The sequence below is a fragment of the Pseudophaeobacter sp. 1A16562 genome (assembly GCF_041008785.1).
Taxonomy (GTDB): domain Bacteria; phylum Pseudomonadota; class Alphaproteobacteria; order Rhodobacterales; family Rhodobacteraceae; genus Phycobacter; species Phycobacter gallaeciensis_A.
This window is the reverse complement of the sequence record NZ_JAXGFT010000026.1, coordinates 1-15,069: the sequence shown is the minus strand read 5'-3', so window position 1 is coordinate 15,069 and position 15,069 is coordinate 1. Positions and strand designations below refer to the sequence as shown.

The 15,069-nt window shown below is 59.0% G+C and carries 12 protein-coding genes and 1 tRNA gene; 4 read left to right on the top strand and 9 right to left on the bottom strand.

The genetic code is table 11. The features are described 5' to 3' along the window. Nucleotides 1–49 precede the first annotated feature (49 nt). From rplL to secE, 7 genes are all read right to left on the bottom strand, one after another. Entirely contained in the window at nucleotides 50–424 is a 375-nt protein-coding gene (gene rplL, locus SM764_RS21865; RefSeq protein WP_065271487.1) for a 50S ribosomal protein L7/L12, read from the bottom strand. Nucleotides 425–505: 81 nt separating this feature from the next. Beyond that, nucleotides 506–1,024, bottom strand: a complete 519-nt coding sequence (gene rplJ / locus SM764_RS21860; protein ID WP_065271488.1) for a 50S ribosomal protein L10 — start codon at nucleotides 1,022–1,024, stop codon at nucleotides 506–508. A gap of 301 nt (nucleotides 1,025–1,325) precedes the next feature. Further along, the gene (locus SM764_RS21855; protein WP_369002788.1) at nucleotides 1,326–2,294 is read right to left on the bottom strand and encodes a glycosyltransferase family 2 protein; all 969 of its coding nucleotides are present in this window, start codon (nucleotides 2,292–2,294) and stop codon (nucleotides 1,326–1,328) included. A gap of 83 nt (nucleotides 2,295–2,377) precedes the next feature. Beyond that, nucleotides 2,378–3,076 (bottom strand): 50S ribosomal protein L1, encoded by a 699-nt coding sequence (gene rplA, locus SM764_RS21850; protein WP_065271490.1) that lies wholly within the window; start codon nucleotides 3,074–3,076, stop codon nucleotides 2,378–2,380. 1 nt (nucleotide 3,077) lies between these two features. After that, complete coding sequence (rplK, locus tag SM764_RS21845; protein WP_065271491.1) at nucleotides 3,078–3,503, bottom strand: 50S ribosomal protein L11; 426 nt, start codon at nucleotides 3,501–3,503, stop codon at nucleotides 3,078–3,080. A 133-nt stretch (nucleotides 3,504–3,636) separates the two neighbouring features. Continuing rightward, nucleotides 3,637–4,170, bottom strand: coding sequence for a transcription termination/antitermination protein NusG (nusG, locus tag SM764_RS21840; protein ID WP_065271492.1), 534 nt, complete (start codon nucleotides 4,168–4,170; stop codon nucleotides 3,637–3,639). 234 nt (nucleotides 4,171–4,404) lie between these two features. Next, the gene (secE, locus tag SM764_RS21835; RefSeq protein ID WP_369002787.1) at nucleotides 4,405–4,602 is read right to left on the bottom strand and encodes a preprotein translocase subunit SecE; all 198 of its coding nucleotides are present in this window, start codon (nucleotides 4,600–4,602) and stop codon (nucleotides 4,405–4,407) included. Nucleotides 4,603–4,866: 264 nt separating this feature from the next. Between secE and SM764_RS21830 the strand changes: the two genes are divergently transcribed. From SM764_RS21830 to SM764_RS21820, 3 genes are all read left to right on the top strand, one after another. Beyond that, the gene (locus SM764_RS21830; RefSeq protein WP_369002786.1) at nucleotides 4,867–7,056 is read left to right on the top strand and encodes an O-linked N-acetylglucosamine transferase, SPINDLY family protein; all 2,190 of its coding nucleotides are present in this window, start codon (nucleotides 4,867–4,869) and stop codon (nucleotides 7,054–7,056) included. A 1,872-nt stretch (nucleotides 7,057–8,928) separates the two neighbouring features. Continuing rightward, on the top strand, nucleotides 8,929–10,089 hold the full coding sequence (locus SM764_RS21825; protein WP_369002785.1) for an ABC transporter substrate-binding protein: 1,161 nt from the start codon (nucleotides 8,929–8,931) through the stop codon (nucleotides 10,087–10,089). A gap of 92 nt (nucleotides 10,090–10,181) precedes the next feature. After that, a complete protein-coding gene (locus SM764_RS21820) occupies nucleotides 10,182–12,845 on the top strand; it encodes a methyl-accepting chemotaxis protein (RefSeq protein ID WP_369002784.1) in 2,664 nt (887 codons plus the stop codon). A 204-nt stretch (nucleotides 12,846–13,049) separates the two neighbouring features. Here SM764_RS21820 and SM764_RS21815 read toward each other — a convergent pair. Further along, nucleotides 13,050–13,125: transfer RNA gene (locus SM764_RS21815), tRNA-Trp, on the bottom strand. A 184-nt stretch (nucleotides 13,126–13,309) separates the two neighbouring features. Here SM764_RS21815 and SM764_RS21810 point away from each other — a divergent pair. Next, on the top strand, nucleotides 13,310–14,014 hold the full coding sequence (locus tag SM764_RS21810; RefSeq protein WP_369002783.1) for a lysophospholipid acyltransferase family protein: 705 nt from the start codon (nucleotides 13,310–13,312) through the stop codon (nucleotides 14,012–14,014). A gap of 219 nt (nucleotides 14,015–14,233) precedes the next feature. On the opposite strand, the gene SM764_RS21805 is transcribed toward SM764_RS21810, so the two are convergent. Then, the coding region (locus SM764_RS21805) for an elongation factor Tu (RefSeq protein ID WP_369002782.1) at nucleotides 14,234–15,069 on the bottom strand (836 nt) is incomplete at its 5' end.

Sequence of the window (15,069 nt, the reverse complement as noted above, 5' to 3'; positions counted from 1 at the left end):
GCAAGATTTCGCAGGGAAACCGCTGCCCTTATGTCCCGCCAAAGGTGGCTTAGGCCACTTCGACTTCGGCGCCAGCTGCTTCCAGCTTGCCTTTGATGTCTTCGGCTTCGGCTTTGTCGATGCCTTCTTTGATCTTGCCGCCGGCTTCAACCAGTTCCTTGGCTTCTTTCAGGCCCAGGCCGGTGATCGCGCGAACTTCTTTGATCACGTTGATTTTCGAAGCGCCGGCGTTCTTCAGAACGACGTCGAATTCGGTTTTCTCTTCTTCAGCTGCGCCACCGGCGTCGCCACCAGCTGCAACCATCACAGCGCCGCCAGCTGCGGGCTCGATGCCATACTCGTCTTTGAGGATGGTTTTCAGTTCTTGTGCTTCAAGCAGGGTCAGACCAACGATCTCTTCTGCCAGTTTCTTCAGATCAGCCATTTTATCAGCTCTTTCCGTTTGTAAGTATGTGTTTCCAGCGTATGAACATTTGCTCCACGCCGGTCATTCAGTGCCAACCGCTTACGCAGCTTCCGCCTTCTCTTCGATGGTCGAAAGGATGCTTGCGATGTTGCTTGCAGGTGCGCCAACTGCGCCAGCGATGTTGGAAGCGGGTGCGCCAAGCATGCCTGCGATGGTAGCAATAAGCTCCTCGCGGGACGGCATTTTCGACACGGCTTCGACACCGGCACGGTCCAGAGCGTTCTCACCCATTGCGCCGCCGAGGATCTCAAACTTCTTGTTATCCTTGGCGAAGTCCTCGGCCACCTTGGCTGCTGCCACGGGGTCCTCGGAATAGGTCAGTACGGTCATCCCTGTCAGCAGGTCAGACATGCTTTCACACGGCTTACCCTCGAGGGCGATTTTGGCGAGCCTGTTTTTGGCAACACGCACGGCACCGCCCGCGTCACGAGCACGTGCGCGAAGGTCCTGCATCTCGGCAACTGTCAGACCGGTGTAGTGGGCTACGACCACCACGCCAGAGCTTTCGAAGATCTGGCCGAGTTCCTCGACCAATTTCTCTTTCTGGGCTCTATCCACAGTTCTCTCCAGGTTTTGGGGGGCTTGCGCTCCCCGGCTCTTTGATGTGCCGAACCAGATGGCCCGGCGTTCAAGTCCGCAATACGGGGTTAGCCAAAGTCGCCCGAGGGTATAGAAACCCTCGATCTATTGGTCTTTCCCGTCTCAGGAGGGAAATTAAGGCCCGATCGAGAGGCCACCCACCATCTTGGACGAAATGAAATAAAGCGCACGACGAATCGCACGCTTTACCTCATGGCCGTAGTTAAAGCGTTGAGACGTGATTTCCAAGCGGAAATTTGACCCACAGAGCAGTTCGCACTCAGGCCGCCGATCGCCCTGGCAGGGTCAGCACGGAGAGATCCAGCATTCGCGCCAGCGGCGCGGCCGTATCCACCTCTGCTTCTAAACATACACTATGGGCCCGCATGCGCGCCAGCACTTCGGGACGGACCCGGTGCAACCGGTTGTAAAGGGCCAAAAGCGCAGCCTCTCGCGCCGCCTCGGCGTGCCCCGCTGCCTCAATCTCCCGGATGCAATCTCCGACGTATTTGGTGAAGCCGCTGGACGCCAGGCGCCAGGCCATCTTGCGGCGCCAGCCCTCATACTCCGGGGCCAGGTAATGCAGCAGGTAAAGCCCGCTAGCGGCCCCCAATACGACTTCAGGCAAGCGCTGCCCCTCGGCGTCATGCGCCCAATGCTGGCGCAGATAGATATCCTGCAGCCCAGCCCGGATAAAGGATTTCCCCTGCGGGTGGCCGACAAGCCCCATCCGGCGCGGCCCAAACAGCGGCACATCCTCTCCATAGACATCACGCCGGACCGCCCGTGGCATCGGGGTGCGGAACACGGTTTTCTCAGACCGTTCAAGCGCCGGAACCACTTCGGCGGTTTCAATCCGTAGCGCCTGTGTCTCCACCCCCTGCCCGGCCAGCGCTGCGCGGATATCACCAGCCCCGCCGTTCGCAAATAGAAACTCATCCGCATCGACGGACAGCACCCACCCAGAGGCGATCTGGCGATAGGCCCAGGTCAGCGCCCGGATCTGTCGCTTGGGAAAGCGGGCGCGCGCGGCAATGCCGATGCTGCGCCAGAACCCGGTTGTGCAGGGAATGCAGGTGATGGCTGGATGTGGGGAAAGTACAGGGATGGCCGGATCATCGGGATTGTCGAACAGCAGGATCAGACTGCGCGCGCCAAGGTCAAGATACCAGCTGGCAAAACGCAAAGTCTCCTCCAGCGGCTCATTGACCACTGCGATCAGATGCCAGGCATTGCTCCCCTCTGCCATCCGCTGCTCCTCTAAGAAACGGCCCACCAAACAAAAAAAGGGCGGCGCCAACGGCACCGCCCTTCGACATTTATCATGCCAGCTTATTCGCTGACAGCTTTTTCCACGTCGACGGTGACGCCCGGGCCCATGGTCGAAGACAGCGCGATCTTCTTCATGTAAGCGCCCTTGGCACCCGACGGCTTTGCCTTGGCAACAGCCGAAACAAAGGCGCGGACGTTTTCGGCCAGCTTGGCTTCGTCGAAGGAGGCTTTGCCGACACCTGCGTGCACAACGCCGCCTTTTTCCGCCTTGAACTGAACTTCACCGCCTTTGGCTGCTTCCACGGCCGCTTTCACGTCCATGGTCACGGTGCCAACCTTGGGGTTCGGCATCAGGTTGCGCGGGCCGAGGATCTTACCCAGACGGCCGACGACAGGCATCATGTCCGGGGTTGCGATGCAGCGATCAAATTCGATGGTGCCGCCCTGGATGGTTTCCATCAGGTCTTCGGCGCCAACGATGTCCGCACCGGCTTCCTTGGCTTCGTCCGCCTTGGCGCCACGTGCAAAAACAGCAACGCGCATGGATTTGCCGGTGCCGTTGGGCAGACCGATCACACCACGAACCATCTGGTCGGCGTGACGGGTGTCGACACCCAGGTTCACGGCGATCTCGATGGTTTCGTCGAATTTCGAAGTGGCGTTGGCCTTCACCAGGGCAACAGCTTCTTCGATGGTCAGGTTCTCTTTGCCAGCGAAGGCTTCGCGCGCTGCGCGGGTACGTTTACCGAGCTTTGCCATCTTACTTCACCTCGATGCCCATGGAGCGGGCGGAGCCCAGGATGATCTGCATCGCCGCTTCGATATCGTTGGCGCTCAGATCTTTCATTTTCGCTTCGGCGATTTCCTTCACCTGAGCAGCGGTCACCGTACCAACGGTTTCACGGCTCGGGGTCTTGGCACCGGATTTCACCTTGGCAGCCTTCTTCAGGTAGTAAGACGCGGGCGGCGTCTTGATGTCCATGGTGAAGGACTTGTCCTGATAGTAGGTGATCACGGTCGGGCACGGCGCGCCGGGCTCCATGTCTGCGGTCTTGGCGTTGAACGCCTTGCAGAATTCCATGATGTTGATGCCGCGCTGACCCAGAGCCGGACCAACCGGCGGGGAGGGGTTCGCTTGACCTGCAGGAACCTGCAGTTTCATTGTACCAGCAAGCTTCTTGGCCATCTGGTTTCTCCTTATCCAACACCCTCGGGACGCGTCCTTCGGGCCTTACTGTTGTGTGGTCTGGTCCGGGTGCCGCGGCCCCCTCGCCTCCCACGATGTACGCGCACCGCACAAACGGCGCGCCAAAATCACATCAGGCCTGTTTGGTGACCTGTGTGAAATCCAGTTCGACCGGGGTTTCCCGGCCAAAGATCGATACGGTGACCTTGAGCTTCTGATGCTCGTCGTCGACCCCTTCGACAGTGCCGTCGAAATCCTCGAACGGGCCGTCGTTGACCTTGACCCGCTCACCGATCTCAAAGGAGATCAGGGTACGCGGTGCTTCTTCGCCTTCCTGAACGCGGTTCAGGATACCGTTCACCTCGGCGTCGCGCATGGGCATCGGACGACCCTGCGGACCAAGGAAACCGGTCACGCGGTTGATCGAGTTGATCAGGTGATAGCCCTGATCGGACATTTCCATGTGCACCAGCACATAGCCCGGCATGAAACGGCGCTCGGTCGAGACTTTCTTGCCTCGACGAACCTCGATCACCTCTTCTGTGGGGACCAGAACTTCGTCGATTTCGTCCTCAAGACCATTTTCGGCAACCGAGGCGCGGATCTGCTCTGCGATTTTCTTTTCGAAGTTCGAAAGAACGCTGACCGAATACCACCGTTTCGCCATGAGCCTGATCGTCCTTGTTTTGCTGGGCGCGCTGCGCCGCCTTCACTTAAATTCGCTATCAGCCTCGGGACTGACCCTTTGGCTGTGCCCTAACAAAAATCGGCGCGCAACACGATTCGCCGCACGCCCATGCCAGAGTTACCGGCTCACCTACCGTCCAAAGGGATCAAGATCAAGAGGTAGGGAGGTATTTCCATGCAAGGAAACCCCTGCTCCGGAATCACCCTGCGGCTGTCAGCCGAACATACCCAGGATGCCGGTCAGACCGGTGCGGATCAGCAGGTCGACCAGAGCAAAGAACACAGCCGTCAAAGCCGCCATGACAAAGACCATCACGGTGGTCAGCAGCACTTCGCGGCGGGTCGGCCATACGACTTTGCCAACTTCAGCGCGAACTTGCTGGATGAACTGAACGGGATTTATGGTGGCCATGTGGCTTGGTCTCTCTGCTAGCAGGTTCGCCGGGATTTAGCCGTTGCGAGCGCTGAATTCAAGCCCGGAAGCACGCAACGCCTTCACCCAACGCCGCAAGCAGGAGCCAAAACGGACCAAATCGGCTGCCTCACATTTACCTGCTGCGGTCGCGAACAAGATCAATCCGATATTAATGCTCTTCCTTCATGGTCGGGACCAACGCCCCGTAAGCCACCAGAAGGTGCAGAGGCTGACCATAGCGTGCAATTGAGACAGGATGCCATGACCATCGCAACTTCTATGAACGAGGCTCAGCGCCTTGAACGCGACGCAAAGCTGGATGACGCAGCGCTCGTCTACACCGATATTCTGAACCGGTTTCCCAAAAATGCGCGGGCACGCAAGGCTCTGGAAGCCCTGCAGCAGCGGATGCAGCATGAACAGGAACTCCCGACCGACGCAAAAGAAAAACTGTCGGCCAGTTTCGCAGCAGGTCACTACCCACAAACGGCCTCTGTCTGCGCCACCCTCCTGAATACTTACCGCAAGTCTCACTTTCTTTGGGATACACTGGGTCAATGCCACCTCCACTCCGGCAATCTGGATGAAGCCGCAACCTGCCTCAACAAGGCGTGCGAGCTGAATCCGCGTGCGCCGGGCACCTATTCGGCAATGGGCGACGTCTGCGCCAGAATGGGCCGCACGAGTGATGCGATTGCCCTCTACAAAAAAGCCCTGTCGCTCGATTCCGATCACATTGTCGCCTTGAACAATCTGGCCAATCTGCTGGCAGGCCAGGGGCAGCAAGGCGAAGCCGCGCAACTGCTTGAACGTGCTTCCTCACTGGCCCCGAATAATCCGAGCCTGATCTACAACCACGCCAACACTCTGCGCCGCCTTGGGGATCTGGCCAAGGCCAAGACCCTGTTCGAAAAAGCCGCCACGCTGAACCCCGATTTGACCGAAGCACGCTTCAATCTGGGTCAAATGGAATTGGCTGCCGGCAATCAGCATGAGGCCATCCGCAATTTCGAGGCCGTGTTGCAAACAAACCCCGGGAACGACCGTGCCCGCGTCCAGAAACTGCACATGATGGCACAACTGAACGACTGGAACTGGGTCACTGAATACAACGAACACCGGCGTCATCTGGGATTGCAGGGAACCTCTTGCGCACCCTTCATCATGATGACCCTTGAGGACAATCCGGATTTGTTGCGCCTGCGCACCCAGGCCTATGCTAACGAGCGGTTTGGTAATCGGCCTGCAGCGAAACCGGCGCGGGTTGCCAAACGTCCCCAAAAGCTGCGTATTGGCTATTTTTCCTCCGATTTTCACAGTCACGCAACCATGCACCTCATGGGCGGCTTGTTCTCACGTCATGACAGCACCCAGTTCCATATCAGCGTCTATTCCTATGGCGCCGCCCCTGCCGACAGTGAACAGGAGCGCGTGGCCCGCAATGTTGCGCAATTCCGCAATGTCGCGGGCCTACCGGACAGCCAGCTCCTGGATATTGTCCAGTCAGATGGACTGGATATTGCGGTTGACCTGAAAGGCTTCACCGGAGACACCCGAACCGAGCTGTTCGGCAACCGCCTCGCACCGCTTCATGTGTCCTATCTCGGCTATCCCGGCACCATGGGGACCACCGCTTTTGACTACCTGATTGGCGATGCAATGACCTGCCCCCCCGGCAGCGAGCGTTTCTTCGAAGAGCATCTGATCCGGATGCCGAACAGCTATCAGGTGAACGATCAGGATCGCGAGATTTCCGGCAAACAGTACACCCGGCGTGAGTGCGGACTTCCTGACACTGGCACCGTCTTCTGCTGTTTCAACAACAGCTACAAAATCACACCCCGGGAATTCGAGATCTGGATGCGGCTGCTAAATCAGTCAGAAGGCAGCGTCCTGTGGCTGCTGGACAGTGGGGAAACCTCGAAGCAAAACCTGCGCCGCGAAGCACAGGCACGCGGGGTCGATCCGGACCGGTTGATCTTTGCCCCCCGCATGCCGCACGCTGAACACTTGGCCCGGCATCGCGCCGCAGACCTGTTCCTCGACACATTTGCCGTCAACGCCCACACCACCGCGAGCGATGCGCTCTGGGCTGGGTTGCCGGTGCTGACTATGCCCGGACGCCAATTCGCCGCCCGCGTCGGGGCCAGCTTGGTCAATGCAGTCGGATTGCCGGAGCTCATCGCCAAGGACGAAGCCGACTACGAAGAAAAAGCTCTGACCCTGGCCAATGATACGGAAGCCCTGGTCGCGCTGCGCGGTAAGCTGATGAGCAAGCGTCTGAAATCGCCTCTCTTTGACACGGACAGCTTTGCCCGTGATCTGGAGCAAGGTTTCAACATGATCTTTGACCGTCACTTGCAGGGACTGCCCCCGGCACATGTCGACATCCCAAGCCACCGGCAACACAAAACCTTGTCGAGCGAAGCGCGGGCCAGTGCAGCGGCCTGATCAGACACCCGGAACCTGCTAGAGATTCAATAGGCCGCAGAGGTTACCCACTGCGGCCTTTGTCGTGCCGCCGATCCACGCAGCGCTTCGACCCAGCACCTGCGATGTTGCGCGCAACCGCAACGAATTCTCAGATGTCCGCATGTCCATGCTTTCAGCACTGCATTTTGCGGACTTCCTACTCCCAACGGGGCAGAAGGGCGCTATGCATACGCACATGGCGAGCCATCCGGGCAGGCATTGCTACAGGCACACACCATCCGCCATCCATACCCCCAACGGCTAGAGAAACGGCCTCGGGAGACACCGCCCTTGATCCACGCTTCCCGTTCTCCTGTCATGCCGTTGTACTACCGTCCTACGACCACGGCGCGACGGTCGAAACGACCAAAATGGGATGAGGCCTGACAATCCCTCCCATGGAAAAGCCCATCACTCCCCCAACAATCCGGAGCGCCCGCCGAACGCCTGACCACGTTTTAAAACGCGCCAAACCGCCCTGCTGGCCTGCCTTGGCCTTATGGGCGCGCTTTCTTGCTTTTCCCTGTGTGGGGTAGCCTTGACGGGTGACATGCCGGAATGACCGCCCCGGAAATGGTCGGGTTGTTGTGGCAGACGCCAGTGGGTAATGCACTGATCTACCAGATCTCTGGCGGCATCGCCCCCTGTTAGCAGGTGCCCTCATACCCCGCATTGAGCCCTAGGTTTAACTGGGCGGCGGCACGATGACATTGTGGTCCCCGGCCCAAATTGGCCGTGTGCCAGAGATTGGGTAGATCTGGTTGCGTCCGCTGTTGGTCCTGCGACTGACCCGCGCCGCATTCTGGGTCGGCATTCTTGCGTCGCTGTGGCACCCGACGCGGTCTCCGGATCTTTCGAAACCTCAGCACAGCTTAGCCACCGGTTCGGGCAGACTGCGGCGCTCGTTGTGCCCCGCCTGATCCTGGTCGGCCACATCATGGCCTGGCTCCTGCTGGGAGGTCTGGCCGCCCTTTTCTCCACCTCCTATGGCTTGGCGCTTGTTTGCAAGCAGGCCCTGGCCGCAGGTCGTTCGCCCCCCCCCCCGCAGCAGCAAACAAATTGCATTTCATTCCGGCCATGCAGCGCGGCGATCGCAACGCGGTGCACCATCTGCCCTGCTCAATCATCGTAGAGGCTTTTGTGATCCTCCTCATTCTGATTGCATCAGCCTATCTGACCAATAGCCTCAGCCCGCCGGGATAAGGTCATGCAGGGAAGCAACTGATTCTGTTTCCCCGTAACCTCAGCCCCGTGCAGGATCTCTTTTGCGCTGAAACCTATCGAAAGCCCCCGATGTTTCGCCTCGCGATGTAGGGGCTCTCAAAAACGTGATCCAAAATCTGTATGTAGGAATCGGCCTTCCAAAAAACATTACACGAAATTGTGAATCTACGTTATTGAGCCGGCCCTATTTGCCCCCACTTGGTTTGGAAAAGATTTAGAAACGGCCAGTAGGTGTACTCAAAGACCTAAATAAAAGCGGAAAGTTACCTGCTCGCCCGCGAAACACCTTTTTGCTTTACACGAACAGAAGGCTTTGCCGAATAGATCAGGCAGGCGATCGAATACGGTGAGCCCAAAATCAATCGCGCTCTGATCTACTGGGAAACAAACACTAGTTCACCCCACGACGCCAAAGAACCCTAGTAGACTTTTTTTCCTTAAATTCAGCGCCTTAAAAAACACTCGCAGCACACTTCAAACGGGATACCTGCGCGAATACCCACCTCAAAGGTGATTAAAGTTGTAATATAATTTTTCCACCTCAAACTTCACACCTTTGCGAAAGCATTAAGAGTCCCGAGCGCATTAATTATCGGGAACCCTCACCAGAAATAACGGAGCTCCCAAATGTCACTCAGAAAAACAATGTTTGCAGCCGCCACTTTTGCAGCCTTGCCATTTATTGCGCAGGCAGATCAGGGGGTAACCGCGAACAATGTCTCTTTTGCCCAGGTCGCGGCCTTTGAAGGTCCGGCGGCGGCTCTTGGCCAAGGTATGCGCCTGGGGATTAGCGCTGCGTTCGAAGAGGCAAACGCCGCAGGAGGCGTGCATGGCCGGACCCTGACATTGGACAGTATGGATGACGGCTATGAACCTGATCGCTCCGCGGCGCTGGTCAAATCGGTGGTGGATGCAAACGACCACATCGGGCTGATCGGCGCTGTCGGCACCCCGACGGCCTCTGCGACCCAACCGATCGCGACCGCGGCAAATGTACCATTTATTGGTCCTTTCACCGGCGCCGGCTTCCTGCGCGATGCAAGCCACGGCAACATCTTCAACGTGCGCGCGACCTATGCCACCGAAACCGAAGCATGGATTGAATACCTCGTCGACCAGCAGGGAATGAAATCCATCGCACTGCTCTATCAGGACGATGGATTTGGCCGGGTTGGCCTCGCGGGCGTGACCGCCGCCCTTGAAAAGCGTGGCATGACGCTTGCTGCGGAAGGCACCTATACGCGCAACACCACCGCCGTCAAAAAGGCCCTGCTTACCATCCGCAAGGCAAAGCCGGACGCGGTCGTCATGGTTGGCGCTTACAAACCCGTGGCGGAATTCATCAAGCTCTCGCGCAAACTGAAGCTCGACGCGACCTTCGTGAACATCTCCTTTGTGGGATCCGAAGCCCTGGCACAGGAGCTGGGCGATGAAGGCGAAGGCGTCATCATCAGCCAGGTCGTCCCCTTCCCGTGGGACAGCTCCATTCCGGTAGTGGCACAATACACCGAAGCCTTGAAAGCCTATGACCCCGCAGCCAAGCCGGGCTTCGTATCGCTCGAAGGATACATCGTCGGTCGTCTCGCCATCAAGGCGCTGAAGGATGCGGGCAAGGACCTGACCCGCGAAAGCTTCCTGGCGGCGCTGTCTGGCCTGTCCACGGTGGACCTTGGCGGCGCCAAGATGGTCTTTGGCGCCGACGACAACCAGGGCATGGATGACGTCTTTCTGACCCGGATCACCGCGGATGGTGGTTTTGCACCTGTCGTGCCGGGCGGCGGATCCTGATCTCCAAACGCGCGACCTCTGACCGCGCAAGATAGGCGCCTGCCCGATACGCGGGCAGGCGCAGACCAAAGTTTCATCGCAAAGGTGTCATCATGATCCGGGAACTGGGATCCACCCTCTTACGCCGTCTGAACGTGCTGTCGAGTATTCGGGGCAAAATCACGTTCATCCTGCTGACCTTCACAGTCGTGACCGGCGGCGCAGGATATCTTATCTATCAGTCGTTCGACCGTGTTTCGGCCAGCGTCGCGGAAATGACCTCCGACGATTTGCCGACGCTGGCGCAAAGCAACGGGCTGATTGCGGCCGCGTCCAAAACCAAAGACGCCATGGTCGGTGTGATGATCGCGCAAAACATCGCTGCCCTTTCGTCGGCGGCCTCCGAGGTCGAGACATCTCTGAGCGGCCTGCAGACCTCGATCGCAGCCCTGCCGCCAGAGGCCCAGGAAGAATTCGAGACCGCCCGCAGCCAGGTCGAAGGCACCCTGCTGACTTCCATTGAGGCCCGCGAGAATGTTTTTGAATACTCCGAACGCTTTGCCACTATGACCAAGGAATTGCAAAACATCGCCGCCGAGCTGCAGGTGGTTTTGCTTGAGACGGCAGACAATGCCTATTTCGATATCTCGATCAATGGCGAAGACACGATCTCCTCGATCGAAGAGACCATGTTCGATCTGGTCGAGAACAAGTTTGCCACGCTTCAGTCCCTGTTGGAAATTCGTGCCGAAATCAACCTGATGTCCGGCGCAGCCCTGGCCCTAACCACGACCCGGGACAGCGCCATGGTGTCGATCATCCGGGATATCGCGGTGTCCTCGAACGACCGGCTCACCGGATCGATAGAGGTTCTCAAGGGATCGGAAAATGGCCTCTCCGTCGTGGAAGAGCTCGATAGCGTCCTGAGTACGCTGAACACAGCAATCGCTGCCGCAGGCACCTTTCGGCAGGTCGAGCGCGACGCAGTGCTAGAAGCGCGCCAGTCCGCTGACGTCGCCCTAGCCTCTGCTGTGGATGACATGGTCTTTGAGCTGACCATCGCCGCCGAAGATGCCAGCACCAACAACCGCGACACCATCCAGAGCCTTCTGGACAACGAGGTCGCCTTCATGAACACGCTGCTGGAAATCAACGCCAAACTGGGCGCCTTCCAGATCGAAGCCCTGAAGATCGCGACCTCTGCCACCGTCGAGCAGGCGAAGGCCAGCCAGAAGGCGTTGTCCGGAGCCGCCACGGCTCTGGCCGGATACCGGGACTTCGGCGACGGCATCCTTGCTGCTGGGCTGGACGGTCTTGCCGCGATGGCCGCGCCCGACACTGGCCTCGCCCATTTCCGCATTCAGTCACTGCTTGCCGATGGCACTGCGGTTCAGGCAGCAGATGACACTGCCAAGGCGGTGCTGGAAATTGCCGGTCTCGCCTCGCTAAGGGGCCGCGCTAGCCAAGACGCGATCACGGATCGGGCGGTCAATATCGCCGAGGATTCAACTGAGGTGAAAAGCAACCTGGTGACTCTCGCCTGGATGGGCGCGGCCTTCGTGTCCTGCGTGCTGGTACTCAATCACCTGCTGATCGTGCGTCCCCTCAACCGGATCAGCCTGACAACCGAACGGCTGTCGCAGGGCGATATGAGCCCGGTCACGGGTTTCGACCGCGCCAGCGACGAAATCGCCCGCATCGCCGGGGCGCTGAAAGTGTTCCGGGATGGATTGGTCGAGAAAGAGGAAATCGAACGCGTTGCAGCGGAAGAGCGCGCGGCGAACCAGGCCCAACAGACCGCAGCCGTGAACGCGGTGGGCACCGGGCTTGCGAATCTGTCGCGTGGTGATCTGACCTATCGGATCGAAGAGGAACTGACCGATGGCTATGCCCAGCTTAAGGAAGATTTCAACAGAACCGCCGAGACGCTCAACCTAACGGTGGTGGATGTGGTCGCCGTAGCGGAATCGATCCGCAATGGGTCCAGCGAAATCAGCCAGGCCTCGGACGATCTCTCGCACCGTACCGAAAGCCAGGCTGCAACTCTGGAAGAAACCGCAGCCGCGCTTGAGGAATTGACGGCCAGCGTCCGCTCCGCCGCCGATGGCGCACGAGATGCAGCCACGACAACGCAGGATGCCCGGAGAGAGGCAACCGATAGCGGTGAAGTGGTGGAAAACACAGTCAAGGCGATGAAAGATATCGCGGATAGCTCCGACCAGATTGCCCAGATCATCGGCGTGATCGACGATATCGCCTTCCAAACCAACCTGCTGGCGCTGAACGCGGGGGTCGAAGCTGCACGCGCGGGTGATGCCGGCAAGGGCTTCGCGGTGGTTGCATCTGAGGTTCGCAGCCTGTCCCAGCGGACCGCCGATGCGGCCCATGAGATCAAGGTTTTGATTACCAAAAGCACCGAACAGGTCGGGCTTGGGGTCAAACTGGTTGACCAAGCCGGGCAAGCTCTCAGGAGCATTGTCGACCGGGTCTCGTATATCTCCAGCCTCGTTGGCAATATTGCGGACGGCACCAGCGAACAGGCGACCGGACTGTCCGAAGCCAACATCGCGGTGTCCCAACTGGATCAGGTCACCCAGCAGAACGCGGCCATGGTCGAGCAAACCAACGCAGCGGGCCACTTGCTCAGCAGCGATGCCGAAAAACTGGCAACGCTGATGGGCGGGTTCACGGTGTCTTCTTCAGCGCATGTGGCCGGTGATATCCTGGAACTCCGAGAGGTTCCTCCGGACGAATGGCCCATGGCCCAGTCCGCCTGAGACACGCTTCTCCCGAGCAGCCCCGGATCCCTCCGGGGCTGTTTCCATTTCGCGGGAAGAAATCCCTTATGAGTAAGAACCGAGGGGAGAAGCGTAGGTGGCTGAAACCACACCGATGGGAAACGCCTCTAAGAGCAAAATTCTCAAACGAACAACCAAACGTCCACTCTTCGTCATGCCCAGAATTTTTTTGAAAGATTGGAATGGCAGGGGCAGCAGGGTTCGAACCCGCGACCTACGGTTTTGGAGACCGTCGCTCTACCAACTGAGCTATACCCCTACGGTGCGGCAGTTCCTAAGCCACCACCGCGCAGGAGGCAAGAGGGAAATGGCCGGAAATGCGGGGAAAGTCCCTCTCCTCTTCCTCTCCCTTTGCTGTCACGCCCGTATACAGGCCTTGTCATGCCCTGTGGGGTAGCAGCGGGCCATCCGCTGCTTTATGACAGAGCCAAAAGGACCCTGCCGTGAGCCTGAGAAAACGCATCGCAGACAGCCCGCGCTTCAACCGCACCATTGAGGGGCTGTTCGCCGCCTACGTCCGATTCGCTTATCGCACCTCACGCTGGCAACGCAGCGGCTTCGAGGAGATGGACGCCTGCGTCAAACGCGGCGAGCCAGTCATATTTGTTCTGTGGCATCAGCGGCTGATCATGGCGCCCTACCTGTTCGATACCTCTCTGGGGCGCATCTGCGCCCTGACCTCGGCGGCGCGGGCCGGACGGCTGGCCGGGCAAATCCTGGTGCGGCTTGGTTTCGAGACAATCCCGATGTCCAGCCACAAGCGCCACGTTGCCCTGTCGCGGGAGGTGCTGCGCCGCACCAAGGAAGGCTGTTCCATCGGGATCGCGGCCGACGGGCCGCGCGGCCCTGCCAGGATTTCCTCGGGCGTGCCGATCACCTGGGCCCGCATGACCGGCTGCCGGGTCTTCACCGTGGCCTTTGCGGAAAAGAAGGTCCTGAAGCTGCCCACCTGGGACAAGCAGATGCTGCCGCTACCGTTTTCCCGCGGCGTGCTGATCTGTCAGGAATGGCAGGAAACCGTTCCTAAGAAACCGACAGACGACGAAGCAGAGGCCCTGAGGCAAAGCCTTGAGCAGGCTCTGGACCAAATTACCGACAAGGCAGACCAGGCCGCCGAGCGCGTGCCTGATCCGATCAAATCCGTCTGAGGCCAAACGATTCCATTGCCGAAGCGGCCCCTGCCCTGCTCAGCTTTGTACACATAGAAAACGGGCCCCCCGAAGGAAGCCCTTTCCATCCGCAATCAGGAGACCTGATTACTCGATGATCTTCGACACAGTCTTTCTGGTGCGTCTCGGGATCATCGCGTTCAAACAAAAAGGGCGCCACAGGGGCGCCCTTTCCGTTTGATCATTCGCGAGTGCGAATTACTCGATGATCTTCGACACAACGCCAGCGCCGACGGTGCGGCCGCCTTCACGGATGGCGAAACGCAGACCGTCTTCCATCGCGATCGGGGCGATCAGTTCAACTTCGAACTTCAGGTTGTCGCCCGGCATCACCATCTCGGTGCCTTCCGGCAGGGTAACGGTGCCGGTCACGTCGGTGGTCCGGAAGTAGAACTGCGGACGGTAGTTCGCAAAGAACGGGGTGTGACGGCCACCTTCTTCTTTGGTCAGAATATATGCTTCTGCCTCGAATTTGGTGTGCGGGGTCACGGAGCCCGGCTTACACAGAACCTGACCACGCTCAACGCCGTCACGGTCAACGCCACGCAGCAGCGCGCCGATGTTGTCGCCGGCTTCGCCGCGGTCCAGCAGCTTGCGGAACATCTCAACACCGGTGCAGGTGGTTTTCTTGGTGTCGTGGATGCCGACGATTTCGATTTCGTCGCCAACGTTGATCACGCCACGCTCAACACGGCCGGTCACAACGGTACCACGACCGGAGATCGAGAACACGTCTTCGATCGGCATCAGGAACGGCAGGTCAACGGCACGCTCGGGGGTCGGGATGTACTCATCCACAGCCGTCATCAGTTCCTTGATTTTGTTTTCGCCGATTTCCGGGTCACGGCCTTCCATCGCCGCCAGAGCGGAACCTGCGATGATCGGGATATCGTCGCCCGGGAAGTCGTAGGACGACAGCAGTTCGCGGATTTCCATCTCGACGAGCTCGAGCAGCTCTTCGTCGTCGACCTGGTCAACCTTGTTCATGAACACGACCAGCGCCGGAACGCCAACCTGACGCGCCAGCAGGATGT